Source organism: Halomonas sp. AOP13-D3-9, from assembly GCF_052379125.1.
Classification (GTDB): domain Bacteria; phylum Pseudomonadota; class Gammaproteobacteria; order Pseudomonadales; family Halomonadaceae; genus Vreelandella.
On the sequence record NZ_JBQSYH010000007.1, the window covers coordinates 218,497 to 244,859 of the forward strand.

The window sequence follows — 26,363 nt, forward strand, 5'->3', positions numbered from 1 at the left end:
AGGATATTCCTCATGGCAACACTACAACTGAAAAATATTACCAAGCAATTTGGCGATACCGAAGTGATCAAAGGCATCGACCTTGAGGTGAATGACCGTGAATTTGTGGTCTTCGTCGGTCCTTCGGGCTGCGGTAAATCGACCCTGATGCGCATGATTGCCGGGCTGGAAAGCGCCACAGATGGTGACATCCTCATTGATGGTCAGCGGATCAATGATGTTGGCCCGGCGGATCGCGGCCTGGCCATGGTGTTTCAGAGCTATGCGCTTTATCCCCACATGACGGTGGAAGGCAACATGGGCTTCAGCATGCGCCTGGCGGGTGTTCCCAAGGAGGAGCGGCGCGCCAAGGTGCTGGAAGCGGCCAAGATTTTGCAGCTAGAACCGCTGTTAGACCGTAAGCCCAAAGCGCTCTCCGGCGGTCAGCGCCAGCGGGTGGCAATCGGCCGGGCGATTGTGCGTAACCCCAGCATCTTTCTGTTTGATGAGCCGCTCTCCAACCTGGATGCCGCGCTGCGGGTGCAGATGCGTATCGAGCTGGCGCGCCTGCACGATGAGCTGGACGCCACCATGATCTACGTCACCCACGACCAGATTGAAGCGATGACAATGGCGGATAAAATCGTCGTGCTCCACGACGGCGTGGTGGAGCAGGTGGGCTCGCCCATGGCGCTCTACCATCATCCGCGCAATCGCTTTGTGGCCGGCTTTATTGGCTCACCGAAAATGAATTTTCTACCGGTAACACTGACCGGCGTAACGCCTGAAGGAGTGGGTATTCGCCTGCCCGGTGGCGGTGAGCGCAGCGTACCGGCTGATGGTGCGCACTTGGATGCTAACGCGACCCTTGAGCTGGGTGTTCGCCCTGAACACCTAGTGCTTGATGAACAGGGGCCGTTGAGCGGTGAAATCAAGGTGCTGGAGCGGCTAGGTGGCCAAACCTCGCTCTATGTCCAGATGGACGACGAACTCATCACGATTATGGCCGATGGCGACGTGGCCTATCGGGTCAACGATACGGTGCATTTCGGCTTTGCCCCCGAGCGCGCCCACCTGTTTGACGCTGGCGGCCTGGCCTTGCCCAGCTTGCAACAGCACCCCTTGGCAGGGCTAACCCGACACGATAACCGCGCGCCCGGTTCGCCTTCCGAGGAGCCTGCATGAGGACACTCATCTTTGATTGCGATGGCGTGCTCGTGGATAGCGAAGCGCTCGCTGAAGGCACTCTTGTGGAGTACCTCTCCCGCTGGCTGCCTGACCTGGATATCGACCAGGAACTTGGTCAGGCCTTGGGGATGACCACGTCGGCGATTCTCGCCCATCTTGAGGCGTTAAGCGCCCACTCGCTGCCTCTGGATGCTACCGAGCAGGTGGATACCGCCATTGAGGCGCGCCTGGCGCGGGAGCTTAAAGCCATAGACGGGGCCGATAAGGCCATTCGCGGCATCAGTTTGGAAAAGGCAGTGGTTTCCAACAGCCGTCGTAGCCGCGTGTTGGCGTCGCTGGCGACCACGCACTTGGCCGAGGCGTTTGGCGAGGTCGCCATTTTTACCGCTGAGCAAGTCGCCAACCCCAAGCCTGATCCCGCGCTCTATCGTTTGGCGGCGTCTCAGTTAGGTCAGGTGCCACGAGACTGTCTTGTGGTAGAAGATAGTGTGGCCGGGGTAACCGCCGCCCATGCTGCGGGTATGTGCGTGATTGGTTTTGTCGGTGCCAGCCACGTAGACGCGGAACAGTCTACGCGGCTGACTCAAGCCGGTGCCTGGCGCATTTTAGCGCATATGCATGGCCTGGAAGCCTTGGTGGATGAGTGGCAAGCCAATGGCCATTTATCCACTTGATAAAAGCTTCTTGACCATAACGGTGCAGTGAACAGTGAGAGCATAACAATGAAACTAAATAACAAAGTCGCGGTGATTACCGGCGGCGCTCGGGGCATCGGTTTGGCCATTGCCCAGCGCTATTTAAGTGAAGGTGCCAGCGTGGTGGTGGCGGATATTGATGGTGCCGCCATTGAGGCGGCTTTGACAACACTGGGCCAGCAAGCCCCCGCCGAAAAAGCCATGGGCATTGAGTTGAATGTCTGCGATCAGTCAGCGATTAACGCTATGGTCGACGCGGTGACGCAGCGCTTCGGCGGCATCGATATTTTGGTCAATAACGCCGCTGTCTTCGATATGGCGCCGGTGCTTGAGGTGACTGAAGCGAGTTTTGATAAGCAGTTTGCTGTGAATACCAAAGGCATGTTTTTTACCCTTCAGGCGGTTGCCCGTTCCATGGTAGACCGTGGCCAGGGCGGCAAGATTATCAATATAGCCTCCCAGGCAGGCCGTCGCGGTGAAGCGTTAGTAAGCGTTTACTGCGCCAGTAAAGCGGCTGTCATCAGCCTTACCCAATCCAGTGGGCTGGATCTGATCAAACACGGTATCAACGTTAACGGCATTGCCCCCGGGGTTGTGGATACGCCGATGTGGGAAGAAGTCGACGCGCTGTTTGCCCGATTTGAGGGCCGCCCACTCGGCGAGAAGAAGCGCCTGGTCGGTGAGGCGGTACCGTTTGGGCGCATGGGGTTGCCCGAAGACCACACCGGCGCGGCGGTGTTTTTGGCCAGCCAAGACAGTGATTACGTGGTCGCCCAGACGCTTAATGTCGATGGTGGCAACTGGATGAGCTGAGGTCGCTATGAGCCCTGATCTTGATACCTTAGCCAGTCAGATTATTGGCGCGGCCGAAGGTGCATCGCGCTATCTGGTGGCGCTGGCTGGGCCGCCGGGGGCGGGTAAGTCTTATCGCAGTGCCCAGCTTTGCGATGCGATTAATCTGCGCCTGCCAGTTCAAGCTGGGCTAGTGCCCATGGACGGCTACCACTTCGACAACGCCGTGTTGGGCGAGCAGCAGGTGTCGGTTAAAGGGGCTCCCCATACCTTCGATGTGGAGGGTCTGCGCTGCGACCTTGAACGTATCCGCCAGGCTATTCACCCGGTAGCGGTGCCGGTATTTGACCGCCCGCTGGATCTCGCCCGTGCCGGTGGGCGCCTGATTACCCTTGAACAGCGCATTGTCATTGTTGAGGGTAACTATTTGCTGCTTGACCGCTCTCCCTGGCGCGAACTGCGACCGCTGTTTGATTGGACGCTGTTTATAGATGTCGACGACGTCGTACTGGTTGAACGGCTGGTCAGCCGCTGGCTTGAGATGGGCCAGGATCGCACCGGGGCGCTTGAGCGCACCCACCACAAAGACATGCTCAACGCGCAGTTAGTGAAAAGTTGCTGTTTACCGCCTGACCAGCGCTGGCGCTAGTACTTTGTGTTAGCACACTTAAACCGTACCTTTTACCTGTCTTTATTCACCCCATCGCGCCAAGTAGGCCTTGGCTGGAGAGTCCCATGACCCGTCTTAACAATCACAACCTGGGCAAGCTAACCGACGATGTTGCCAAACCAGATTACGTTGCCAAACCTCAGTATGACCGCCAGACGCTCACACCCGGTATCGTGCATATTGGGGTTGGGGGCTTTCACCGCGCCCACCAAGCAATGTATCTGGATGCATTAATGAACCAGGGCGAAGCACTAGATTGGGGCATTGTGGGCGTGGGCGTGATGCCCGGCGACAAGCGCATGCAGCAGGCACTGGCCGCGCAGGACTATCTCTACACCCTGGTGGTTAAGCACCCTGATGGCCAGTATGAGCCGCGGGTCATTGGCAGTATGGTCAATTATCTATTCGCACCGGAAGAGACCGAGGCGGTGATCGAGCAGATGGCTGACCCAGCGATTCGTATTGTGTCATTGACGGTGACCGAAGGCGGTTACAACTTTCACCTGGTAAGTGGCGAATTCGATCTCGATAACCCCCAGGTGCGTGGTGATCTTGCTAACCCTACTCAGCCTACTACCAGCTTCGGGCTGGTGGTGGAAGCGCTGGCCCGCCGTCGCGCCCGGGGCATCGCACCGTTCACCGTAATGTCCTGTGATAATATTCAAGGTAATGGTGACGTGGCCAAACGCATGTTCGGCGCCTATGCCCAGGCGCGGGATGCGGAGCTAGGCGCCTGGCTGGAAGCAGAGGTGGCCTTCCCCAACGCTATGGTGGATCGTATTACCCCGGTAACATCGACCACGGATATTGATGAGCTGACCCAGCGCTTTGGCGTTGAAGATGCCTGGCCGGTGGTCTGTGAGCCCTTCTCCCAGTGGGTATTGGAGGATCACTTTCCCCTTGGCCGCCCGGCGTTTGATAAAGTGGGCGTTCAAGTTGTTGAAGATGTCGAACCCTACGAGCTGATGAAGCTGCGTCTGCTCAACGCCAGCCACCAGGCGTTGACCTATTTTGGCTATTTAGCCGGATACAGTTACGCCCACGAAGTATGCCAGGATCCGCTATTCGTCGATTTTTTGCTGGGCTATATGCGCGAAGAGGGCACGCCGACCTTGGCTCCAGTGCCGGGGGTTGATTTAGAAACCTACCGCTTAACGCTGATTGAGCGCTTCGCCAACCCGCAAATCAAAGATACCTTGGCACGCCTCTGCGCCGAGAGCTCTGACCGCATTCCTAAGTGGCTAGTGCCGGTGATTCGGCAGCAGTTGGCGCAAGGTGGCGAGATAGAGCGCAGCGCCGCTGTGGTGGCCAGCTGGGCGCGTTACGCTGAAGGGGTGGACGAGCAGGGCGAGCCGATTGACATCGTTGACCGCTTGAAGGCCCCGCTGATGATGATTGCCGCTGAGAACCGCGCTCGTCCCACGGCCTTTATCGAAAATCGTGAGCTGTTTGGCGACTTAATCGACAGCACCCGTTTTGTAGAAGCCTATTTAGCGGCTCTAAGTTCACTGCACGAACGCGGCGCGCGCGCTACGCTAGAGGGTCTGGCGTCGTCCAAAGGAACATTGTGATGTATATCGGGGTAGATTGCGGTACCCAGAGTACCAAGGTAGTGGTAGTAGACGTTGAGCAGGGCAAAATTCTTGCGGAAGCAAGCCGTGCTCATCACCTGGATGAAGGCGAGAATGGCCGTCGCGAGCAGGCGCCTGCTGAATGGCTGGCGGCCTTGAAAGCGGCGTTTTTTGCCGCACTCGACAAAGCCGGTGTCTCGGCTAGCCAAGTGCAAGGTATCGGCGTTTCCGGCCAGCAGCACGGTATGGTGGCTCTCGATGCAGAGGGCGTGCCGGTCTACCCCGCCAAGCTTTGGTGCGACACCGAAACGAGTGCCCAGAACGCCGATTTAGTCGCCCGCTTGGGCGGCGAGGCGGGCTGCCTGGAGAAGCTGGGGCTGGTGCTGCAAACCGGCTATACCGCCTCCAAAGTCGCCTGGCTGCGTGAGCAACAACCGGACGCCTATCAGCGTATCGAGAGCTTGCTACTGCCCCACGATTACCTCAATTTCTGGCTCACCGGTGAACGCGTCACCGAAGCGGGCGACGCTTCAGGCACCGGCTACTTCGATACCCGCCAGCGCTGCTGGCAGTTGGATGTTTTTGCTGAAATTGCCCCCGAATTAGACCCGGCGCGGGTACTGCCCCGGGTGCTGGAGGCGCATGAGTCGGTAGGCGTTGTGCGCCCAGGGGTGGCCCGGGAACTGGGGCTGGGCGACCAGGTGGTGGTCTCCTCAGGCGGCGGCGACAATATGCTCGGCGCTATTGGCACCGGCAATATTACCCCAGGGCTGATCACGCTGAGTCTGGGCACCTCCGGCACTGTTTGCGCCTACTCAGCGACCCCCGTGGAGTGCGATAGCGCCATGGTCGCCAACTTCTGCTCCAGCACCGGCGGCTGGCTGCCGCTGATTTGCACCATGAATGTCACTTCCGCCACAACTCGGGTGCGCGAGCTGTTTGGCTTGGACTTGGCGGCCTTTAGCGAGAAAGTGGCCAACGCGCCAATCGGCGCTGAGGGCGTTACCGTACTGCCATTTTTCAACGGCGAACGGGTGCCCATGCTGCCGGATGCCTCAGCGGACTTCCTGGGTCTGACCAGTCTTAATACCACCCAGGCTAATATGTGCCGGGCGGTGGTGGAGGGGGCCACTTTCGGGCTACGCTATGGGTTGGAATTGCTGGGTGATTTAACCGCCGGGGCCAGCCAGATTCGCCTGATCGGTGGCGGTGCTAACAGCCCCGTATGGCGGCAGATGGTCGCGGATATTACCGACACTCAGGTAATTTGCCCCGAGATTACCGACGCGGCCGCCCTGGGCGCGGCGATACAGGCGGCCTGGTGCGACCAGCGTTCAGAGGGGGTCACCCTGGAAGCGCTGTGCGAAAAATTAGTCCATCTGGATACGCAGTCACTGGCCGACCCCCATCCAGAACGGGTGGCCGCCTACCAACCGATTTATGCGCGTTACTGCGCAGCACTTGAACAACGCCATGGCGGTGTGAAGTGATTATTAAGTATTAGACGGATATTAAGGAGATGTTATGACCAGTCAGCTGCAGCAGTTAAAACAACATTCGCTCGTCGTCGCCGACACCGGTGATCTTGACGCTATTCGTCGTTATCAGCCTCAGGATGCCACCACCAATCCCTCGCTGCTGCTGAAGGCGTTTAGCCTGTCCGGTTACCAAGCGCTGATTGACGAAGAACTCAGCAGTGTAAAAGCCTCCGGCGGCAGCCGTGAAGAGCAGGTCAAATATGCCGTTGACCGCTTAGCGGTGGCCATGGGCAGCGAGATTTCCGCCGTTGTTCCGGGGCGTGTTTCCACCGAAGTGGCTGCGCGGCTGTCGTTTGATACCCAGGCCAGCATAGCCAAGGCCCACGAGTTAATCGAGCTGTATGATGCCCGCGGGGTGTCCCGTGACCGCGTGTTGATTAAGCTGGCCTCTACCTGGGAAGGCATTCGTGCCGCCGAGGTGCTTGAGCGTGAGGGTATTCAGTGCAACCTGACGCTGCTGTTCAGCGAAGCCCAGGCCCAGGCCTGCTTTGATGCTGGCGTGTTTCTGATCTCGCCCTTCGTGGGGCGCGTGACCGATTGGTACAAAAAAGCGACCGGCAACGACTACACGCCAGAAAACGACCCGGGCGTTCAGTTTGTTCAAGGCGTTTGCCAGCGTGCCAACCAAGGTGGCTACGACACCGTGGTAATGGGCGCGAGCTTCCGCACTACCGGCCAAGTACTGGCCTTGGCGGGCTGCCCACGGCTGACGATTTCGCCAGCGTTGCTGGAGGAGCTGGAAGCAACAGAAGGCAGCGTCAATGCGCAGATTCAATCTGGCGAAGGTCGCGGCAAACCGACTGAACCGTTAAGTGAATCGGCCTTCCGCTGGGGCCACAACCAGGACGCCATGGCTAACGATAAGCTGGCGGAAGGCATCCGTCGCTTCCACGATGACCAGCTTGAGTTAGAGAGCCTGATTGATAAACGGTTAGGCTAAGCCATAAGCCAGACGATCGACTTACATTCGAGCAACGGGAGAGTGACATGGATGCCACCCTAAACCAGCTGTTGGAGTCCATTGAGTTAACTCCCAGCGGCGACTTGCAGTCGCTCAGTGGGGGAGATATCGCCGCTGTGTATCGCCTGGATACTCGCCAGGGACAGGTGGTGATTAAACACGACGACGCGGCACGGCTGCGCGGCGAAGCCGAGGGGTTACGTGCGCTGGGTAGCGCCTGTGAGCAGTTGGCGGTGCCGGAGGTATTAGGTTTGTCAGACGGCTGGCTGGTCATTGAGTCGTTAGACACCGTACCCGGTGGGCCGCAACACGAAGCAGCGCTTGGCGAAGGGCTGCGCGGCTTGCACGGCGTGATTGGCGATGCCCACGGTTGGCATCAGGATAATGCCTGTGGGCAAACGCCCCAGCCCAATGCACCGCTTAGTGACGGGCGGGCCTTCCAGCGCGAGCGCCGTTTATTACCCCTGTGCGAGGCGAGTCACCAGCGTGGGCTATTGGACGGCGAGTTGCGGAGGCGTATCGAGCGTTTGGCTCACGATTTGGAGAGTTGGCTGCCGGATGCGCCGCCCAGCTTGCTCCATGGTGACCTATGGTCGGGGAATGTGCTCTGCTCTACAAAGGGGCCAGCGATTATCGACCCGGCAGTGTATCGCCACTACCCGGAAGTAGATTTAGCAATGCTGACGTTATTTGGCTCGCCGGGCGAGGCTTTTTTTGACGCCTACTGGAACGGCAACGCCCCGGCCGACTGGCCGAGGCGTGAAGCGCTGTTTCAGCTTTATCCGCTGCTGAATCACTTGCTGCTGTTCGGTGCCGGTTATCGTTCGGCGGTTGAACGTAGCGTGGCGAGGCTCGAGTCTTTCGCTTGACTTGCCAGGACTTACGTTTTACCAAGATTTATAGGGCAAAAACTTACCATTCAAAGTTAATAGTACCCGGTCACCTTTGGGGTCTTCGATTTTGTCGACTTCCATGGTGAAGTCGATGGCGCTCATAATGCCGTCGCCAAACTTCTCCTGGACCACATCTTTTAAGGTCTCCCCGTACACACCGACGACCTCATAGAGACGGTAGATAAACGGATCCTGTGGGATCGCTTCATCCCAGGCTTTGGTGGGAAAAGCTACCAGCGCATCGGCGACCTCGCTTTCCACGCCTAGCGTGTCGCAAAGCTTAGCGGCAATCGCTTGGCTGGCGCTGTTCATGCCGTAACAGGCGGAGGCGACCCATACCGGCGACATGCCAACCGCTTTACCAATATCGTCCCAGCTCATTTTTTTGCGCGCTTTAGCGGCGAGCAGGGTGTGACGCATTTCGAGCTTATCCATCATGGTTCTCCTCTAGAGTAGCGAGCGAGTGACGCCCTTTTTGACTTATCAGATTGAATCAAGACAGCACTTTTTTGGGCTGAGTGCGCACGTGAGTGGTATAGAGCACCAAACCAACCAGAGTCAGGCCGCCTACCAAGTTGCCCAGTACCGTGGGGATTTCGTTCCACATTATGTATTGATACAGGGTGAAGTCAGCGCCCAGCATGAGGCCAATCGGGAACAAGAACATGTTGACCACGGAGTGCTCAAAACCGAGATAGAAAAACACAATAATCGGCATCCACATGGCCATGATTTTGCCGGAAACCGTTGTGGAAATAGCGGCGCCCACCACGCCCATGGATACCATCCAATTACAGAACATGCCCCTTAGGAAAAGCACAATCCAACCAGCAAATCCCGCCTCCTGGTAACCCACTGTGCGACTTTCACCGACGGCCATCATCGTTTGGCCAACGGCGTTTATCTCCTCGGTGCCGCCCATGGTGAAATTCAGGTAGCCAAAGGTGGCGATAAACAGGGCGCCACCGAGATTACCGAGTCCCACCAGCGCCCAGCACTTCAGCATCCGAGGCAGGGTGACCCCAGGCCTTTTGTCCAGCCATGCAATAGGCACTAGCATAAAAACCCCGGTAAGCAGGTCGTAGCCCATCAGGTAGAGCATTACAAAACCCACGGGAAAGAGCAGCGCCCCAATCAGAAAATGGCCTGTTTGGGTGGCGATGGTAATGGCAAAAATAACCGCCAACGCCAGAGTCGCCCCCGCCATAAAGGCGCGGATAAGCGTATCCCGGGTGCCCATATAGACTTTTGATTCACCCTGATCCACCAACTTAGTGACGAATTCACTGGGCATTAGATAAGACATAAGTATGTCTCCTGTGTCATTTCGGTTAATTAACGTCTGGCCCAAGAGTTTTAGTGTTGCTCAACCGGAGCAATAAAACCGATGGCTGCGCCGTTCTAGTGCGAAAGGGATTCAGCGTGCGACGCTATTGCGCTATCCGTACATGTATTGCGATTTGTGTGCCAACTCACGTTTTGTGTTTTTATCTATCTGTTTTTAATGATTTAAATTTTATTTTCGTTAATGTTTCTGAAAGGCTTAATGGGTTACGAAAAAATGTAATTAACGATATTTCGTTGTTTTATTGACGAAAGTTCGTAAGTGGCGTGGTAATTGAATGTTTAAGGGGGAGTAAATCTAGAGGCATGCGCCAATGTATGAGCATGAAAGCACTTATATAGAGGCCCTAATGGGCGGATGTTCACCCCTTGCGATGATCGTGGTCGACCCCTTTGCTGATCAGCTACTGGCTGCTAATCCTGCCGCCTGCGAGATGCTCAATATGCATGAAGTGCTCCCTCTCAAGGCCCCGTTTAGCCACCGCTTGAGTGCCTCACTACCGCTATGGGTGAGCTTTACCGATGAGGCGCTGGTTCAAAATACGGCTTGGTCGGATGATTTAGTGATGCTAGATATGCTCCGCCAGCCGTATCGCGTTGAGGTTTATGCTCAGCGCATCGACGACTCGGGACAACTGCTATTGACGCTGATTGACCGCAATAAAGCCGAACAGCGTCGGGCGAAAGCGGAGCTAGGCCGCCAGCATCGTCAAGGTGAGGTAGGCTGGCAGCGGGTCGAGCAGGTGTTTGAGCGGATTGAGAAGCAGAACCAACTTATTCTTGGCGCAGCGGGGGAGGGCATTTACGGCCTGGATGCCGAAGGTAAAACCACCTTTGTGAATCCTGCTGCCGAGCGCATTTTAGGCTGGAGTACCGAGGATATGGTGGGCCACGACGCCCACCTGATGTTCCATCACACCCACGCCGATGGCAGCCACTTTCCGGTACAGCAGTGCCCGATCCATGCCTCGTTTAGCGACGGCCAAGTACATCACGTCGATAACGAAGTGTTCTGGCATAAAAATAGCGAGGCGATTCCCGTGGAGTACACCAGCACGCCGATTTTCGAAATGGGCAGGTTGGTCGGGGCGGTGGTGCTGTTTCGCGATATTCGCGAACGTAAGCGCGCTGAGCAGCAATTGCGCGATGCTCTTGCTGAAGTGGAGTCGCTCAAACAGCGTTTGGAATTGGAAAATGAGTACCTTCAAGAAGAGATAAAAGCGGAGCTAAACCACCGTGATATTGTCGGCAACAGCCCGGCGGTGGCAAAGTTAATCCAGCAGATTGAACTGGTCGCCCCCACCAGCGCCAACGTGCTGATTAGTGGCGAGTCGGGCACCGGTAAAGAGCTAATTGCCCGGGCGATTCATGCCGGTAGCACGCGTAGCGACCGGCCGTTGATTCGGGTGAACTGTGCGGCTATTCCACGGGACTTGTTTGAAAGCGAGTTTTTTGGCCATGTGAAAGGCGCTTTTACAGGCGCGGTGCAAGATCGCACCGGGCGCTTTGAACTGGCTCACGGTGGCACGCTGTTTTTGGATGAGGTGGGTGAAATACCCCTGGAGCTACAGAGCAAGCTGCTGCGGGTGTTGCAGGATCAGCAATTTGAGCGGGTGGGCGACAACCGTACTCGGGAGGTTGACGTTCGTGTGATTGCCGCTACTAACCGCGAACTGCGTGACATGATTGACGCGGGCCATTTTCGCGAAGATCTCTATTTCCGCCTTAATGTGTTTCCAATCGAATCGGTACCGCTGCGCAAGCGAATAGAAGATGTACCGCTACTGGCGCGGCATTTTTTACAGCGCGCCTGCCTTAAATTTAACAAGCCGGGGGTGCGCATACCCCCGGCCCAGCAGGAAATTCTGCAGCGCTACCCCTGGCCTGGCAATATTCGTGAGTTGGAGAACATCATTGAGCGCCAAGTCATCGTGACCCAGGATCGGCGCTTGACGTTTGATGACCTGCTGTTAAAGGAGTCGTCGCGCTCAATAGGTTCTGATAATCCGATTCAAGCCAGCGAGCAAAGTGAAGCAACGCTGCTCACCGAGCATGCGCTTAGTCAGCGCCAGCGTGAAAGCACCATTGCTGCTCTGGAGCAGGCGGGGGGTAAAGTCTCAGGGGCGGGCGGCGCGGCAGAATTGTTAGGCATTAAACCCACAACGCTTGCCTCGCGGCTAACCAAATGGGGCGTCGACACGCGGGAATTTCGTAAAAGAGCGCCGCATTAATCGCCAACCCTTCATGCTTTGGACTAAGGTAAGCTAGGTGCGACTTGACAGTAAGCTGTACACACATTTTTAGATTGTTCAAGGCTAGCATACATACATGAATGTAACTATAATGCTCATCTTTCTGAATGGCATCGTACTGCGAGTGATTGAGTGCGCTAAGTGACTTGGTTTTCTGAATGACGAGTAAGTTGAGAGACTAAGCGCGTTTACCATCTGACACTGATACCTAGAGGCAATCCCATGCGACTGGCACACTGGGCAGTCAATGCCCCTTTACGACCCCTACTGTTGGCGGTATTGACCGCTTCTTTTGTATTGCCAGCTCAAGCTGCCGATCTCATCACGATTACCCGTGATGCGTTGGACAATAACGCTGAGCTTGCCTCGGCACGCTCGGAGTATCTGGGTGTTGAAGCTGGTAGAGACGTTGCTCGAGGTGGGTTGCTGCCCCAAATTAACGCTTCAGGCACCGTGGCGAACAACGAGCAGTATGAGAGCCAGACATCCTCTCGCGCCGGAGTGGGTACTGGGACGGGGAGCGCCAGCGCCGGTGATGATCGCTACAACACCGCATCGCTCACCCTTGAGGCCACCCAGGCGCTTTATGATGAGGTGACGCGCCGACAAGTCACCCAGGCCGAGCGTCAGATAGACCAGCAGGTATACCTGCTCGCAGCGACTGAACAACAGCTGCTAATCGATGTGGCCAGCGCCTATTTTGACATTCTGAGGGCTTACGAGGTCCTAGAGGCGCGTCTTGCTCAAGAACGTGCCATTGGCCGTCAGCTTGAGCAAGCTGGTGAGCAGTTTGAGGTTGGTTTGATTGCGATTACTGAAGTCGAAGAGGCTCGCGCCACCTTTGACCAGTCGCGTGCTGACCGGATTGCCGCTGAGAGCAATCTACAGGTGGCGTTTGAGGCACTAGAGCAGTTGACCGGGCAGCGCTATGCCAGCATCGAAGCGCTGGGTGACAGCATGCCGATTGCACTCCCTGAGCCCAGCAGCCGCGACTACTGGGTAGAGCAAGCCCTTGAGCTTAATCCGCAAGTATTGGCCCAACAGGCGGCCATTGAGGTTTCCCGTAGTGGCGTAGACATTGCCCGCGCGGGAAGATTGCCGACTCTGCAAGCCTTTGGCAACTATCAGTATGGCGACAGTGATATTGATAATACCACCGGCAATGATTCTTCTAGCCAGGTAGGTATAAGCGCTAATTTACCGATTTACACCGGCGGTAGTACCAGTGCCAGCATTCGCCAGGGAACCTATCAGCTGGAGAGTAGCCAGTATGATTTCGAATCTCAGCGTCGCTCGTCGATCCAGCAGGTACGTTCGCTATATACCCAAGTCAGTAACGATGTGGAAACGGTCGAGGCTCGGGAGCAGGCCATCGTTTCTAACCGAAGTGCGTTGGAAGCCACCCGCGCTGGCTACGAGGTCGGCACCCGTAACATCGTGGACGTTTTGAACGCTGAGCAGAATTTGTATAACGCCATCGCGAATTACGCCGAGGCTCGCTACGACTATGTGGTGAACCTGCTCTCGCTTCGTCAGCAGGCCGGGCGGCTGGATGTGGACGCCATCGAGGAAGTCAATGCGTGGCTAACCGGCGATGAGGTGAACTTTACCTTGCCCGAAAGTGGCGGCAATGACCGCTATGAACCCGCACTCAACATCGGTGCGCCGCCCCAGCCCGGCACTTAATTGCTTGTCGGTTGGGAGTGCTCCAGGTGTGCGCGTGCTATCGGTCACCTTAAAAAAGATATATGGGAATTCAACGTATGAAGAAGATGATTCACTCACGCCGAGCGAGTCTGGTGACGCTGGTAGCTGCGTTGGCACTTTCAGCCTGTGGTCAAGAACAAGCCGAGGCACCCCAACAGGGTGCCCAACAAGAAGCTCCGCCCCATAAGGTCGAAGTGGCCGAAATGGCGCGTCAAGATATACCGCTGGATAAGTCGTATCCATCACTGCTACGCAGTGATGATGAAGTCACTTTGGTTGCCCGTGTCAATGGGTTTCTGGAAGAGCGCCACTTTGAACCTGGTCAGTTAGTGGAACAGGGCGATCGTCTTTACACCATCGAACCAGATCTTTACCAGGCAACCGTCAATCAGCGTGAAGCGGATCTACAGAGCGCCCGTGCGGAGCTTTCCCGCGCCCAGCGTGACGCTCAACGTTTTGAGCAACTGCTAAGCCAAAACTCGGTGAGCCGTCAGCAGTATGACCAAGCGTTGGCCGACCAACGGGTCGCCCAGGCGAGCGTAGCACAGGCCGAAGCAGCACTCTCCAGCGCTAACCTGGATCTAGGCTACTCCCAGGTGACTGCCCCCGTATCGGGCATGATCGGATTGAGCCAAATTAACGTGGGCAATCTGGTTACCTCCGGTACGGAATTAGCGACCATCACCCCGCTGGATCCACTTGAAGTACGTTTCCAGCTGCCCCAGCGGGATGCCTTTGAGCTGCGTCGCCAGTTGAGTGACGGCGGCGATACCTCGGATATTCGTGCGCGGTTGAGCATCCCTGGCGTCAGTGGCGGCAGCGATTCAGAACTGGAAGGGCATTTAGACTTCCTGGGTTCGCGGGTCGATAGCGGCACCAGCACCGTACAAGCGTCCGCCACCTTTGAAAATCCCAACGTGGCTGTGCTGCCCGGCCAATTTGTGCGTGTGCGTATTGAGGGTCTGAAGCGCTTTGATGTCATGGCAGTGCCTGAGATCGCGGTGACGCAAGGATTGATGGGCCCGCAGGTGTTTGTCCTGGATGAAGATAACAAAGCCCGCGAAAGAACTGTTTCATTGGGCGAAGTCGCTGGCCCGTGGCAGTTGATTCGTGAAGGCATTGAGCCAGGTGATCGGGTGATTGTCGGTGATCCGGCAGGTTTGGAGCCGGGTATGGCGATTGACCCCCAGCCATTCAGTGGCAATGCAGAGGCAGTGGTCGAAGAAGCCGAGCAAGAAGAAGCACAAGAGCAGGCAGAAGCGGCGCAACAGATGGATGAGGGGGCTGCTGGTCAGCCCGCTGAAGGGGAAGAGGATGCGCAATAATGAACTTCTCTAATTTCTTCATCAGTCGCCCGATATTTGCCACAGTGCTGGCTATTATCGTGACGCTGGTGGGTGTGATGTCGATGCGCATTCTGCCTATTGAGCAGTATCCCAACGTGGTACCGCCAACGGTGTCGGTACAGGCTCAGTTCCCCGGCGCAGATGCGGAAACCGTTGCACAGACGGTAGCGGCACCTATCGCAGAAGCGATTAACGGCGTTGAGGACATGCTTTATATGACCTCAAACAGTTCCGATAACGGCACTATGAGTTTAAGCGTGGCATTTAATATCGGCACGGATGGCGATATTAATACCATTAACGTGAATAATCGCGTTCAGGGGGCGCTCTCTCAGCTACCTGAAGCGGTGCAGTCCCAAGGCGTCACTGTTGAGCTCCGTTCCGACTCTATCTTGATGTTTATCGCGTTGACCTCGCCGAATGGTGACTACGACAAAATCTTTATGCAGAATTACGCTACTCTCAACGTGCTTGACGAACTGCGTCAGGTTCCCGGGGTAGGCAATGCAGAGGTACTGGGTGGTGGTGAGTTTGCTATGCGTATCTGGATGAATCCGGATAAGTTAGCCCAGTACGATTTGACGCCTAGTGAAGTGGCCAGTGCGATTAGGGCGCAAAATACGGAAGTGCCAGCGGGTAGTTTGGCATCGACGCCGCAAAGTGATCCACGCGCTTACTCCTACACTATTACCGCTGGAGGTCGCCTCAATGATGTCGACGACTTCCGTAATATTTACCTGCGTACCAATAATGACGGCTCTTCGCTACGCTTAGAAGACGTTGCACGCATTGAACTTGGGGCGTCTTCTTACGGGGTCGATGCGCGTTTAAACGGCTCAAGCATGGCGCCGATTATTATTAATCAACAGCCTGGGGCAAATGCGCTGGAAACTGCTCAGGGTGTGCGAAATGCGATGGAAGATTTGGCTAGTCGCTTCCCACCCGGGCTTGAGTATGTCGCACCTTACGACACCACGCTGTTCATTGATGCCTCAGTAGAAACGGTCATTCACACCTTCATCGAGGCCTTTCTGATTGTTATCGTCATTCTGTTTATTTTCCTGCAGAACTGGCGTTTCACTGTGATTGCCATGTCGGTAGTACCGGTGGCGGTAGTGGGTACCTTTGCGGGTTTCTATCTATTAGGCTTTTCGATAAACCTATTGACGCTGTTTGCCCTGGTGCTCTCGATAGGGATAGTGGTCGATGATGCCATCTTGGTGGTAGAAAACGTCGAACGCGTGCTGAGTGAAGAAGATGATATTAGCGTTCGCGACGCCACTATTAGGGCGATGAAAGAAGTTGGCGGCCCGGTAATTGCGACCTCACTGATCATGGCCGCGGTGTTTGTACCAGTGGCTTTCCTGGGTGGTTTTACCGGGCAGATTTACCAGCAGTTTGCAATTACCGTAGCGATCTCGGTGGCCATTTCAGCGTTGATGGCGTTGACCTTTACGCCGGCCCTGTCGGCGATTTTTATTAAACATAAAATTGCCGGGGCCGGGCAGACCAAATTTAAACGCGCCTTGAACACACCTTTGCGTCTGTTTGACCGCCTGTTTGCGGGTATCACCGCCGCTTATATGTGGCTAGTAAAAGGCTTGGTGCGTTTTTGGGTGTTGGCGTTGGCGCTTACGGTACTCACCGGGGTGGGCTCCTACTGGCTCTACGCCAATACGCCTTCGACGCTGGTACCGGAAACTGATCAGGGAGTTGTGTTGGTGAGTGTGTCGCTTCCCGACGCTGCGTCTCTGGATCGCACTCAGCGCTATATGTCAAAACTCAGTGCGGCGATTGAAGATATTCCCGGTGTGGAATACTCCTCAGCAGTAGCGGGCTATGACATTTTGTCGAGTGCTGTGAACACTGCTCGGGGGGTTATGTTTATCAATCTGAGCCCTTGGTCTGAACGCGAACTGACGGCCACCGAACTCGTTGGGCGCATTATGGGGCTGGGTGCCAGCATTGATGGCGGCTCCGCGATGGCCTTTAATTTGCCACCGATCATGGGGCTTTCGACCACCGGTGGTTTCACGGGGTATTTGCAATCATTTGATGGTGCATCGACTCGTGAACTCTATCAAGCCTCATTGCAAATCATGCAGAAGGCAAACCAACATCCTGCGTTAAATCGAGTGTTTACCACCTTTAACGTTAATGTGCCGTCATACCGTGCCAATATCGACCAGCAGAAAGCGTTAAGTTACGGCGTGGCACTGGAAAATATTAACTCTGCCTTAGGCAATACGTTTGGTAATGGTTTTGTGAATTACTTTAGCTATCAAAACCGTAATTTCCAGGTGTATCTGCAAAACGAAGAAGAATTTCGTAAAACGCCGGAAGACGTCAGTAGCGTATATGTGCGCGGAGGCGACGGCGAACGTATTCCGCTTTCCGAGTTTGTCGAGCTTGAACGTCAAACTGGCCCGGCGGTAGTGTCTAGATTCGGGGTTTATGCTGGCGCTCAGTTCCAAGGTGAACCTGCGGCTGGCTACAGCTCTGCCCAAGCAATTGAAGCGATGGAAGGGATCGTACAAGAGACGCTAGGCTCTGACTGGGGCATGGGCTGGACTGGTACGGCCTACCAGGAGTCCAACATGGGTAGTGCCGCAACCTTGGCGATTGTGTTCGGGCTGTTGATGGTGTTCCTGATTCTGGCGGCTCAGTATGAAAGCTGGTCGTTACCGCTGGCGGTACTGACGGCAACGCCCTTTGCTTTCCTGGGGGGGATTGGCGGGATAGTTCTACGCGGGCTGGATACCAGTGTGTATGTACAGATAGGCATGCTGGTGGTGGTCGGGCTTGCGGCGAAGAACGCGATCCTGATTGTGGAATTTGCTGAGCTGCAGCGTAAAGAGCAGGGTAAATCCATTCGTGAAGCGGCGATTACCGCAGCAGAGCTGCGCTTCCGTCCCATCGTGATGACTTCCTTGGCGTTTATCTTCGGCACTTTGCCGTTGGCCTTAGCCACCGGTGCCAGCGATGTGAGTAGCCACCATATCGGCACCACAGTGGCGATGGGTATGTTCTCGGTGGCTACTTTGGGTAGTCTGTTTATTCCCAGCTTCTATGCCATGATTGCGACGGCGTCTGATTGGCTAGGTCGTAAGATGAAAGGGAACAAACATGAGTCTGCTAAGCCCGCACTGGAGCATGACAAGCACTAGCCCTTAGCGATTAACCAGGGGTGATAATAAGCGGGTGCTACCTTCGGGTGGCACCCGCTTTTTTTAGTGCGATGATCCAGGTCAATGTAGAAGTGGCATTCCAAAGCTAACCTGGACTAAGCTGTAAGTAACAATACATCACCGGCTAAGTACCGGGGGAGGACACGCCATGCAATCGCTACTGCACGCCGCTACGCAATTTCCGAGCATTGTTTTTACCCTCTTTCTCGGGCTATTAGCGCTCTACTGGCTATTAGTCATTATCCGCTTGGCGCCCTTAGAGCTGTTTGAGCGAGATAGTCTAAAAGAGGATCATCTTGCCAGCACGCTGGTCTCTTTAGGCTTCGCAGGGGTTCCCGCCACGCTGGCATTAACGATAATTTTAACTATTGGCGCGGTGATCACACTGGCGATCGAACTGCTGGTGTTGCGTTGGTTGCCTCTCGGCTTGATACGTATCCCGGTAGGGGTGCTAGTGCTATGGGTCTCGCTGGTAGTTGCCTCGCCCGTAGCGGCGATGTTCTGCCAAGCGTTGCACCGCGCGCTACACCGTTACCGCCCCTTCACCCGGCGCTGTTTACTGGGCCAAACGGTCGTCGTGACTGAGCGCCAAGGCGCGGGGGAGCAGGCGTTTGCAGTGATTGATAATGAGCCCAATAGTACGGTGAAGCTGCTTAGCAAACACGATGCCCTGCCTGTAAAGGGCGAGCGCCGGGTGCTGGTGAAGTACTTGCCAGAAGAGGGGGCTTATCGCAGCGTCTCTGAGCAGACGTATCTGGAAACGCGGATTCGTTTGAACAGGTTGCGGCTCAATCAGAAAAACCGCGTTTCAGCCCATTACTCTACTTCCCACTGATACGCTATTTTGCTGGAGGTAGTTACCGGGAAGCACAAATTTTAAGCATCCCGGTTTACTTCCACCACCGACGCCACTGCTGCGCCAGCCACTGTACTGCACGCTGCCAGCCAGTGGCGTTTTGTGCTTTATCCGCTGGTGCTGGGCGAGGTGCGGGACGGTTTAAAAAGTCGAGAACAGGATCAACCTGGGCAGGTTTATCCAGCATGGGGGCGTGACCACAGTTAGGTACGCTAAGTGTTACAAGCTTAGGCTGTGCCTCGGCCATCTTCGGCAGAGTTTCCGGGTCTAATAGCGTTGATTCTTCTCCGCGGATGACCATCACCGGGCAGCGAATGTTCGCCCAGTCGGCCCACATGTCGCGGGGCGTATCGTGAACAAACTGCTCGCCAATGCGCGGATCAAAGTGATACGTCCAACTGCCATCCGGCAACCGACGGGCACTATTGAGTGCGAGCTCTCGGCGTGCAGATTCAACGGTGATACCGAAACTGGCGTAGTGCTGGTTGAGCTCTTGTTGGAGTTCGCTAAAGGTAGAAAACCGGTGGGTAACGCCGAAATAACTGGAAAGACCAATCAGGCCCTGTGTGTTCAGCTCGGGGCCGACGTCGTTAAGAATTAACCGAGAAATACGCGCGCTATGCTGCGGGTCCGCGGCGATCAGCATGCCAAGCAGGCCACCCATTGAAGTGCCCAACCAATCCACGTAATCGAGCTCAAAGTGATCGAGCAGTGCGATTGCTACTGTCACGTAATGGCTATAAAGGTAGTCGTGGGCAGGGAACAGCGACCAGCTTGATAACCCGCGGCCTGGGGTATCCGGGGCGAGAATTCGCCATTCGCTGCCGAGTTCCCGTGCCAGCGCGCTAAAATCGCCGCCGTGACGGGCAAAGCCGTGCCAGGCGATTAACGTACGGGTGGCGGTGGGGTTCCAGATACGTACGGCCACTTCCAATTCGCGTACGCGGATAAACTCCAAAACATCCATAGTGTGCTCACATGGCTATGACAGTAGAGCCAGTATTAGCATACTTGCTGCATTGCAGCGAGGGTAAGGTTAGATGCTTAGCGCTGCATCATGTGAATAGAGGCATCAATCAGTTCGCCGCCGCGTTCGCGAATCGAAAAAGCCTCGGGGTTACGGAGCCAATCGTGAAAAAGACCGCCCAGCATGGACTGCATCAAACGCGTTGCGACTTCGGGGCTAAGGTCTTTGCGCAACAATTGCTGCTGCTCTGCGAGCATAAAGACATCCAGCATCTCTTCAAAGCACTCGTTGCCGATCTGCTCCTGCATGTCGAGCGGGTTAATATCGCTGAAGAACTCGCAGCGATGCAGCAAGATGGAGAGGATTCGCTGGTAAGAGGGCTGCTCAAGGCGCACCAAGCCCGCATGGCAGGCCAGACGTATGGACTCCAGTGGTGATAACTCGGCGTCAGCTTTGTCGACCTCATCCATCAATGACTGGAAGGGCATACGCACTTGTTCAACCAGCGCCATGAACAGGTCGCCTTTGTTTTTAAAGTGCCAATAAACTGCGCCGCGGGTAAGACCTGCATGGCGAGCAATTTGCTCTAGGGAGGTGCGGGCCACGCCTTTGGCAAAAAATACCTCTTCAGCAGCTTCAAGCAGTGCTTCTCGGGTAGCAGCCGCTTCTGCTTTGGTCTTTCTTGCCATGGAAATGCAACCTCATTATCGACACAGTATCGACACATTTTAACCTAAGCTGAGGCATATTTACATTCAAAACTGTATGGATAAATGACCCACTTCATAACGTGGATTAACAAATTCGTCATTTCGCCACTAAAGGCGTATAAACAGGCAATTAAACTAGCCCACATGCGTATTAATGTCGTGAGCAAAATGGATTAAAAATACAGGATATAAAGCATGGCGCGAGCTCCTTTTCAGTTGGGCGAACATTCCATTATGCCCGGTCAACGCTTACAAGTTGATGTGCCGGTGGCGCGCTTATATACCCATACGCCCCTGCATATTCCTGTCGAAGTCGTTCACGGTCGCAAGGATGGCCCGGTGCTGTTGGTATGTGGCGGCATTCACGGCGATGAAATCAATGGGGTGGAAATTGTCCGTCGGGTGCTGCGCGCGAAAGCGATCAATAGTATCCGCGGCACCTTGATCGCTGTACCGGTGGTGAATGTATTTGGCTTCTTACAGCAAACGCGTTATCTGCCCGACCGGCGCGACCTTAATCGTTGCTTTCCGGGCAGTGAGTCGGGTTCTTTAGGCGGGCGCATCGCAGCGCTATTTCGCGAAAAAATTGTTGATCACGCCACGCATATTATTGATCTGCACACCGGGGCTATTCACCGCACCAATCTGCCGCAAATTCGTGCCCAGTTGCAAACCGGCAGCGAAACAGAGCGCATGGCGGATGCTTTCGGTGCCCCTGTGGTACTGAATGCAGAACTGCGTGAAGGCAGCCTACGCCATTACGCCCAGACTCGCGGGATCCCGGTACTCACCTACGAAGCTGGCGAGGCGCTGCGTTTTGACGAGTGGGCGATTGCCCCTGGAGTTCGTGGTGTGCTGCGGGTAATGCGCCGCTTAGGCATGCTGACTGGTGAGCAGCGTCGCCGCACGCCGGCACCCGCGGAGTTGGCCAAAGGGTCAAGCTGGGCACGTGCGCCTATCGATGGCATTTTGCGCCCCAAGGTGCGCCTAGGCGCCCGTGTTGCCAAAGGCGAAGTGCTGGGCAAAGTCGCTGACCCTTTTGGCAATGACGAGGGCGAAGTGCGCGCCGTTGCCGATGGTATTGTGATTGGTATGAGCCGCTTACCACTGGCCAACGAAGGCGAAGCGTTATTCCATATCGCCCGCTTTGATGAAATTGATGAGGCTGAAACCGCCGTTGAGAGCTTTAACTCAAGCTTGGTGCCGCCCCCTGATTCGTTTTATTAATCGCTTTTCATAGCTAAGAACTATCGCTGTGATAGTTAAGGAATGGCTACTATAAATGGCAAGTTGGCCATGGTTTGACTATACCTAGTGGTGGGCTTTGTTAGCGGCTGCAAAAATGATAATGACTACAACAAACAGCTAAGCTTTCATCGTACTCGAACGAGTGGCGATTTAACGCCACGTCTACCGTGACATGGAGGAAAAGCGATGACGAGCGATAAACCCAAGCACACCACAACGGATGCGGGCATACCGGTTAGCAGTGATGAACACTCACTCTCAGTAGGTCCCGATGGGCCGATTGTTCTGCATGATCACTACTTGATGGAGCAGATGGCTGCCTTTAATCGGGAAATGATTCCGGATCGTCAGCCCCACGCAAAAGGGAGTGGCGCCTTTGGTCACTTCCAAGTAACTCATGACGTTAGCCAATACACCAAGGCGGATTTTCTCCAGCCGGGTAAGAAAACCGAGATGTTGGCGCGTTTCTCGACGGTGGCCGGTGAGTCGGGTAGCCCGGACACTTGGCGCGATCCCCGCGGCTTCTCGCTGAAGTTCTACACCGAAGAGGGCAACTTCGACATGGTGGGTAACAATACCCCTGTGTTCTTCGTGCGCGACCCGCTCAAATTCCAGCACTTTATCCACTCACAAAAGCGGAGAGCGGATAACGGTTTACGTGATCACGATATGCAGTGGGACTTCTGGACGCTTTCTCCGCAATCTGCACACCAGGTAACCTGGTTAATGGGCGATCGTGGTATCCCCGCCACGTGGCGCCACATGAACGGCTATTCAAGCCATACTTACATGTGGGTGAACGCTGAAGGCGAGCGCTTTTGGGTGAAGTACCACTTCAAGACTGACCAGGGCATTAAGTGCATGACCCAGGAACAGGCCGATGAGATGGCGGGTGCGGATGCTGACTACCATCGCCGCGACCTGTTCGATGCCATCAAACGCGGCGATTATCCCACCTGGACGCTGCAAGTTCAGATCATGCCGTTTGAAGATGCCAAGACCTACCACATCAACCCTTTCGATTTGACCAAGGTGTGGCCGCACGCCGACTATCCGCTGCAAGAAGTCGGTAAGATGACGTTGGATCGCAACCCCGTCGATTTCCACAGCCAAATCGAACAGGCAGCGTTTCAGCCCAGCAATGCCGTACCGGGCACTGGTTTCTCGCCGGATAAAATGCTGTTGGCGCGGGTAATATCCTACGCGGATGCGCACCGCGCGCGTTTAGGGGTGAACTACCAACATATCCCCGTTAACGCACCCAAGACCCCGGTTAACAGCTACAGCCAGGGTGGTCAGATGCGTATTAACCACTCCACCGACCCGGTGTATGCACCTAATAGCAAAGGGGGCGCACACGCCAACCCGGAAAGGTACTCAGAAGATGCGGTATGGGAAACGGACGGCGAGTTGGTTCGCGCCGCCTACACGCTTCGCTCGGGCGATGGCGACTTCAACCAAGCCAATGACCTAGTCAATAAGGTAATGGATGATGCTGCCCGCGACCGACTGGTCAACAACATTGTGGGCCACGTTTCCGATGGTGTTGAAGAGCCGGTGCTTTCACGGGTGTTTGAGTACTGGAAAAACGTTGATCAGACAATCGGCGAGCGTGTCGAGCAGGGCGTTATGGCGAACCGCCGGGAAAACGGCCAGTAAGCTTACGCTAATAGGAAAACGAACCCGCTACGCTTGCGTAGCGGGTTCTTTATGCCACGCACTCGGGGTCGTTCACCAAGCTAAGCGCGTCATCAAATAGGCGCAACCCTGCGCCTTCTTTATGCGCGTGTTCCGACAAATGACGCCGGAACCGCCGGCCGCCAGGGCAACCCTGAAACAGGCCCAGCAGGTGGCGGGTAATATGATTCAGCTTCGCGCCTTCATCCAAGCGCTGCTGAATATAAGGTCGGAAAGCAATCGCAGCATCCATGCGGCTTGCCGCAGGGCCTTTTTCACCAAATAGCTGCTCATCGACGCCTGCCAGCAGCCAAGGGTTTTGATACGCCTCGCGGCCCACCATCACGCTATCCACATGGGTAAGCTGTGCACGGCACTCGGCCAGCGTTTTAATCCCGCCGTTAATGCCGATATGCAGCTCGGGCCTGCTCTGCTTCAAACGATGAACGCGGGGATAATTGAGCGGTGGCACATCGCGGTTCTGCTTGGGCGACAAGCCCTGCAGCCATGCCTTACGGGCGTGAACGGTAAACACCTCGCAGCCAGCGTCCGCGACGATAGCGATAAACCGCTCAAGGTCAGCGTCTTCATCCTGGTCATCGATGCCAATACGGCACTTCACCGTGACCGGGATAGACACTACCGCCTGCATCGCCCGCACTGCATCGGCCACCTTTTCGGGGTAGCCCATCAAGCACGCGCCAATCATATTGTTCTGCACCCGGTCACTTGGGCAGCCCACGTTCAGGTTCACCTCGTCATAGCCCCACGCCTCAGCAATCGCCGCGCACTCAGCCAGCTCACCGGCATCGCTGCCGCCCAACTGCAGCGCAAGCGGATGCTCCACCTCGCTATAGCCCAAAAAGCGCTCACGAGGCGTCCCGTGCAAAATCGCACCGGTGGTGACCATCTCTGTATACAGCAGCGCCCGCTTAGTTAACGTGCGTGCGAATGCTCTGTAGTCCCTTGTGGTCCAGTCCATCATGGGCGCGACGGAGAAAGTTCTATCCAGCTCCGGGCGGGTAACGCCAGACTTCATGCGGGTTTTCGCGGTTGTGGTATCATTCATAACTGTTCATATTTACAGTAGTTGAGCGGCGTTTTTCATGGTTCGTTGGTACATATTTGGTACGTGAGCCGCTTTTGATTTGGTACATCTGAGAGGCAAGTATGGCAACGATTCGCAAGCGCCGTAAAAAGGACGGCAGTTTCTCATATATGGTGCAAATTCGCATTGCCCGTTGTGGTCAACCAGACCACTTGGATATGAAAACATTCTCTAATAGCTAGCACCTAGCACGCGTTACGTAAGCGCCTCACCTGAAGGATGCGGTAATGGAATCCTCCCGTTCATGGATGCCTGGGTTTGCGTAGTATGGGAATATCACATAATATAAATGAACGTCAGCAGACTTAGTTGACCGAGTCATTGCCAACCGCTAAGCTTTTTACAAAAGCTTAGCGGTTGGCAATGACTCAAGCAATATCCCCACTAACCGTTTGATTTTACTGGTGAAAATCATGGTTTCTTATATTAGCGCAAATCAAAAGAATGGTTTCGTGCTACGCCTACAAGAGAAAGAGCGCAACCGTTTCCAGGAGTATGCAGAAATGCAGGTTTCTCAGGAAGCCATTGATCGCGCTTCTCAATTCAAGAACGCACGTCAGCATGCCCGCATCATTCGTGGTGCGCCAGCTCCGGCGCCGCTCTAAACCTATCTATATTTGTGACTTTGTAATGAGTTTGGATGGAAGATAGCCTTTCAATACAGCCTATTCTGAACCTTATTGCAGAGCTTCCCCCCGAATATCAAGAACGCCTGGTACTCATTGGAGGCCAGGCGATTGCTTTTTGGGGTGCTTATTTTTTGGAAGGGCAGTTAGATAAAGTACACGCGGCTGCTTTGACTTCATCAGACCTCGACATTGTTGCAGGGACTGTTGAAGGGGTCAGGGTATTAGCAGAGCAGTGGAAAGGAGTGCCACGCTTCCCTACGCCAGATGACCATGTACCCAACATGGCATTGATAGAGCTTTATCGCCCTGAAATACTGGCTGACGGGCATTTCGTAGTAGATGTTATGAACCAGGTTTATGGTGGGCTTGATGCTGATAGCATGCGCGCCAAGGCAAGGCTGGTAGAGTGGGATCTACACCAAGACGGTAAAGAAATTCTACGTTTTTATGTTTTAAATCCAGCCGCGCTGTTATGGACGCGCATCGCTAATTTGAAACACCGGCGTATGAGGCCGATAGCGGTTGAACGTGAGCTAGTGCGTACAGAAGTCTTATGCCGAATCGTGCGTGAAGATCTGTGGAACCAAGCACTTGAAATATTCTCAGACCCCGCGGCTAGGCGGCCTAGCCTGGATTATGCCAAGTATGTTTACCGTGACATATCAAGGCATAAAGACACGCGGAGTGTATTAGCTCAGTACCCCTCTCTTATTCACCCTTTTCTTTCTACCATACCTGAGTCGCCTCATTGGCCTGAGTATTTCATGCGAGGCGTGGGCGTATGGCAAGGTCGGTTGATCAGGCATGTGGATGCGATCATTAATCACAAAGTCAGGCGCGATAAGATACGTGCGTCGTCACCCCCCTGATTAAGTAGCGCGACTCTCGAGAGTCTGAGCCTAAGCGATAATTTTAGCTGAAAGCTAAAATTATCGCTTTAAGTTAGCTCATGGCTATCATTATTCTGATGCAGAAGATCACATACTGACAAAGCGCCTTAAAAGTCTTGCTGCGAATGCCGTGCTGACGCGTGGTGAAGAGTCC

Annotated in this window: 22 protein-coding genes; 17 read left to right on the plus strand and 5 right to left on the minus strand. The window is 55.1% G+C overall.

Annotated features, from left to right (window positions below; all coding sequences use genetic code 11):
- The first annotated feature begins 12 nt into the window (after positions 1-12).
- From ACT3UM_RS10040 to ACT3UM_RS10075, 8 genes are all read left to right on the plus strand, one after another.
- A complete protein-coding gene (locus tag ACT3UM_RS10040) occupies positions 13-1,164 on the plus strand; it encodes an ABC transporter ATP-binding protein (RefSeq protein WP_498898363.1) in 1,152 nt (383 codons plus the stop codon).
- Positions 1,161-1,841 (plus strand): HAD family hydrolase, encoded by a 681-nt coding sequence (locus ACT3UM_RS10045; protein WP_498898366.1) that lies wholly within the window; start codon positions 1,161-1,163, stop codon positions 1,839-1,841. Before ACT3UM_RS10040 ends, ACT3UM_RS10045 begins: the two co-directional genes overlap by 4 nt.
- 48 nt (positions 1,842-1,889) lie before the next feature.
- A complete protein-coding gene (locus ACT3UM_RS10050) occupies positions 1,890-2,675 on the plus strand; it encodes an L-iditol 2-dehydrogenase (RefSeq protein WP_498898368.1) in 786 nt (261 codons plus the stop codon).
- 7 nt (positions 2,676-2,682) lie between these two features.
- A complete protein-coding gene (locus ACT3UM_RS10055; RefSeq protein WP_498898370.1) occupies positions 2,683-3,303 on the plus strand; it encodes a nucleoside/nucleotide kinase family protein in 621 nt (206 codons plus the stop codon).
- A gap of 86 nt (positions 3,304-3,389) precedes the next feature.
- Positions 3,390-4,895, plus strand: a complete 1,506-nt coding sequence (locus ACT3UM_RS10060; RefSeq protein WP_498898372.1) for a mannitol dehydrogenase family protein — start codon at positions 3,390-3,392, stop codon at positions 4,893-4,895.
- Positions 4,895-6,385: a xylulokinase gene (gene xylB, locus ACT3UM_RS10065; protein WP_498898374.1), complete on the plus strand. Its 1,491-nt coding sequence runs from the start codon at positions 4,895-4,897 to the stop codon at positions 6,383-6,385. The genes ACT3UM_RS10060 and xylB overlap by 1 nt, the downstream gene beginning before the upstream one ends.
- Before the next feature lie 34 nt (positions 6,386-6,419).
- Entirely contained in the window at positions 6,420-7,373 is a 954-nt protein-coding gene (gene tal, locus ACT3UM_RS10070) for a transaldolase (RefSeq protein ID WP_035577517.1), read from the plus strand.
- Between the two features lie 47 nt (positions 7,374-7,420).
- Entirely contained in the window at positions 7,421-8,263 is an 843-nt protein-coding gene (locus ACT3UM_RS10075; RefSeq protein ID WP_498898377.1) for a fructosamine kinase family protein, read from the plus strand.
- A gap of 18 nt (positions 8,264-8,281) precedes the next feature.
- On the opposite strand, the gene cynS is transcribed toward ACT3UM_RS10075, so the two are convergent.
- Together cynS and ACT3UM_RS10085 are read right to left on the minus strand one after the other, a co-directional pair.
- Positions 8,282-8,722, minus strand: coding sequence for a cyanase (gene cynS, locus ACT3UM_RS10080; protein ID WP_498898379.1), 441 nt, complete (start codon positions 8,720-8,722; stop codon positions 8,282-8,284).
- Between the two features lie 58 nt (positions 8,723-8,780).
- Positions 8,781-9,593, minus strand: a complete 813-nt coding sequence (locus tag ACT3UM_RS10085) for a formate/nitrite transporter family protein (protein WP_498898381.1) — start codon at positions 9,591-9,593, stop codon at positions 8,781-8,783.
- A 388-nt stretch (positions 9,594-9,981) separates the two neighbouring features.
- Between ACT3UM_RS10085 and ACT3UM_RS10090 the strand changes: the two genes are divergently transcribed.
- The 5 genes from ACT3UM_RS10090 to ACT3UM_RS10110 all read left to right on the plus strand — a co-directional run bounded on the left by ACT3UM_RS10090 (position 9,982) and on the right by ACT3UM_RS10110 (position 18,959).
- Positions 9,982-11,862 (plus strand): sigma-54 interaction domain-containing protein, encoded by a 1,881-nt coding sequence (locus ACT3UM_RS10090; protein WP_498898383.1) that lies wholly within the window; start codon positions 9,982-9,984, stop codon positions 11,860-11,862.
- A 243-nt stretch (positions 11,863-12,105) separates the two neighbouring features.
- Positions 12,106-13,569 carry a TolC family outer membrane protein gene (locus ACT3UM_RS10095; protein ID WP_498898385.1) on the plus strand — a complete coding sequence of 488 codons (1,464 nt, stop codon included), beginning with the start codon at positions 12,106-12,108 and terminating at the stop codon, positions 13,567-13,569.
- Between the two features lie 77 nt (positions 13,570-13,646).
- Entirely contained in the window at positions 13,647-14,915 is a 1,269-nt protein-coding gene (locus tag ACT3UM_RS10100; RefSeq protein ID WP_498898387.1) for an efflux RND transporter periplasmic adaptor subunit, read from the plus strand.
- A complete protein-coding gene (locus tag ACT3UM_RS10105) occupies positions 14,915-18,103 on the plus strand; it encodes an efflux RND transporter permease subunit (protein ID WP_498898389.1) in 3,189 nt (1,062 codons plus the stop codon). Before ACT3UM_RS10100 ends, ACT3UM_RS10105 begins: the two co-directional genes overlap by 1 nt.
- 169 nt (positions 18,104-18,272) lie before the next feature.
- Positions 18,273-18,959, plus strand: coding sequence for a hypothetical protein (locus ACT3UM_RS10110; protein WP_498898391.1), 687 nt, complete (start codon positions 18,273-18,275; stop codon positions 18,957-18,959).
- 55 nt (positions 18,960-19,014) lie between these two features.
- On the opposite strand, the gene ACT3UM_RS10115 is transcribed toward ACT3UM_RS10110, so the two are convergent.
- Both ACT3UM_RS10115 and ACT3UM_RS10120 read right to left on the minus strand, forming a co-directional pair.
- A complete protein-coding gene (locus ACT3UM_RS10115) occupies positions 19,015-19,947 on the minus strand; it encodes an alpha/beta fold hydrolase (protein ID WP_498898393.1) in 933 nt (310 codons plus the stop codon).
- A 77-nt stretch (positions 19,948-20,024) separates the two neighbouring features.
- The gene (locus ACT3UM_RS10120) at positions 20,025-20,636 is read right to left on the minus strand and encodes a TetR family transcriptional regulator (RefSeq protein ID WP_498898395.1); all 612 of its coding nucleotides are present in this window, start codon (positions 20,634-20,636) and stop codon (positions 20,025-20,027) included.
- A gap of 216 nt (positions 20,637-20,852) precedes the next feature.
- Here ACT3UM_RS10120 and ACT3UM_RS10125 point away from each other — a divergent pair, with 216 nt between their 5' ends.
- Both ACT3UM_RS10125 and ACT3UM_RS10130 read left to right on the plus strand, forming a co-directional pair.
- Positions 20,853-21,884 carry a succinylglutamate desuccinylase/aspartoacylase family protein gene (locus tag ACT3UM_RS10125; protein WP_498898397.1) on the plus strand — a complete coding sequence of 344 codons (1,032 nt, stop codon included), beginning with the start codon at positions 20,853-20,855 and terminating at the stop codon, positions 21,882-21,884.
- 207 nt (positions 21,885-22,091) lie between these two features.
- The gene (locus ACT3UM_RS10130; protein WP_498898399.1) at positions 22,092-23,564 is read left to right on the plus strand and encodes a catalase; all 1,473 of its coding nucleotides are present in this window, start codon (positions 22,092-22,094) and stop codon (positions 23,562-23,564) included.
- Between the two features lie 49 nt (positions 23,565-23,613).
- Here ACT3UM_RS10130 and dusA read toward each other — a convergent pair whose 3' ends face one another.
- Positions 23,614-24,651: a tRNA dihydrouridine(20/20a) synthase DusA gene (gene dusA / locus ACT3UM_RS10135; protein ID WP_498898401.1), complete on the minus strand. Its 1,038-nt coding sequence runs from the start codon at positions 24,649-24,651 to the stop codon at positions 23,614-23,616.
- A gap of 491 nt (positions 24,652-25,142) precedes the next feature.
- Here dusA and ACT3UM_RS10140 point away from each other — a divergent pair, with 491 nt between their 5' ends.
- Both ACT3UM_RS10140 and ACT3UM_RS10145 read left to right on the plus strand, forming a co-directional pair.
- Positions 25,143-25,295, plus strand: coding sequence for a hypothetical protein (locus tag ACT3UM_RS10140; RefSeq protein WP_498898403.1), 153 nt, complete (start codon positions 25,143-25,145; stop codon positions 25,293-25,295).
- A 35-nt stretch (positions 25,296-25,330) separates the two neighbouring features.
- The gene (locus ACT3UM_RS10145) at positions 25,331-26,188 is read left to right on the plus strand and encodes a hypothetical protein (protein WP_498898405.1); all 858 of its coding nucleotides are present in this window, start codon (positions 25,331-25,333) and stop codon (positions 26,186-26,188) included.
- Positions 26,189-26,363: the final 175 nt, after the last annotated feature.

Bases quoted from the DNA above. Each gene is read 5' to 3' on its own strand.
- ACT3UM_RS10040 (WP_498898363.1), top strand. From the start codon at position 13: ATGGCAACACTACAACTGAAAAATATTACCAAGCAATTTGGCGATACC.
- ACT3UM_RS10045 (WP_498898366.1), top strand. From the start codon at position 1,161: ATGAGGACACTCATCTTTGATTGCGATGGCGTGCTCGTGGATAGCGAA.
- ACT3UM_RS10050 (WP_498898368.1), top strand. From the start codon at position 1,890: ATGAAACTAAATAACAAAGTCGCGGTGATTACCGGCGGCGCTCGGGGC.
- ACT3UM_RS10055 (WP_498898370.1), top strand. From the start codon at position 2,683: ATGAGCCCTGATCTTGATACCTTAGCCAGTCAGATTATTGGCGCGGCC.
- ACT3UM_RS10060 (WP_498898372.1), top strand. From the start codon at position 3,390: ATGACCCGTCTTAACAATCACAACCTGGGCAAGCTAACCGACGATGTT.
- xylB (WP_498898374.1), top strand. From the start codon at position 4,895: ATGTATATCGGGGTAGATTGCGGTACCCAGAGTACCAAGGTAGTGGTA.
- tal (WP_035577517.1), top strand. From the start codon at position 6,420: ATGACCAGTCAGCTGCAGCAGTTAAAACAACATTCGCTCGTCGTCGCC.
- ACT3UM_RS10075 (WP_498898377.1), top strand. From the start codon at position 7,421: ATGGATGCCACCCTAAACCAGCTGTTGGAGTCCATTGAGTTAACTCCC.
- cynS (WP_498898379.1), bottom strand. From the start codon at position 8,722: ATGGATAAGCTCGAAATGCGTCACACCCTGCTCGCCGCTAAAGCGCGC.
- ACT3UM_RS10085 (WP_498898381.1), bottom strand. From the start codon at position 9,593: ATGTCTTATCTAATGCCCAGTGAATTCGTCACTAAGTTGGTGGATCAG.
- ACT3UM_RS10090 (WP_498898383.1), top strand. From the start codon at position 9,982: ATGGGCGGATGTTCACCCCTTGCGATGATCGTGGTCGACCCCTTTGCT.
- ACT3UM_RS10095 (WP_498898385.1), top strand. From the start codon at position 12,106: ATGCGACTGGCACACTGGGCAGTCAATGCCCCTTTACGACCCCTACTG.
- ACT3UM_RS10100 (WP_498898387.1), top strand. From the start codon at position 13,647: ATGAAGAAGATGATTCACTCACGCCGAGCGAGTCTGGTGACGCTGGTA.
- ACT3UM_RS10105 (WP_498898389.1), top strand. From the start codon at position 14,915: ATGAACTTCTCTAATTTCTTCATCAGTCGCCCGATATTTGCCACAGTG.
- ACT3UM_RS10110 (WP_498898391.1), top strand. From the start codon at position 18,273: ATGCAATCGCTACTGCACGCCGCTACGCAATTTCCGAGCATTGTTTTT.
- ACT3UM_RS10115 (WP_498898393.1), bottom strand. From the start codon at position 19,947: ATGGATGTTTTGGAGTTTATCCGCGTACGCGAATTGGAAGTGGCCGTA.
- ACT3UM_RS10120 (WP_498898395.1), bottom strand. From the start codon at position 20,636: ATGGCAAGAAAGACCAAAGCAGAAGCGGCTGCTACCCGAGAAGCACTG.
- ACT3UM_RS10125 (WP_498898397.1), top strand. From the start codon at position 20,853: ATGGCGCGAGCTCCTTTTCAGTTGGGCGAACATTCCATTATGCCCGGT.
- ACT3UM_RS10130 (WP_498898399.1), top strand. From the start codon at position 22,092: ATGACGAGCGATAAACCCAAGCACACCACAACGGATGCGGGCATACCG.
- dusA (WP_498898401.1), bottom strand. From the start codon at position 24,651: ATGAATGATACCACAACCGCGAAAACCCGCATGAAGTCTGGCGTTACC.
- ACT3UM_RS10145 (WP_498898405.1), top strand. From the start codon at position 25,331: ATGGAAGATAGCCTTTCAATACAGCCTATTCTGAACCTTATTGCAGAG.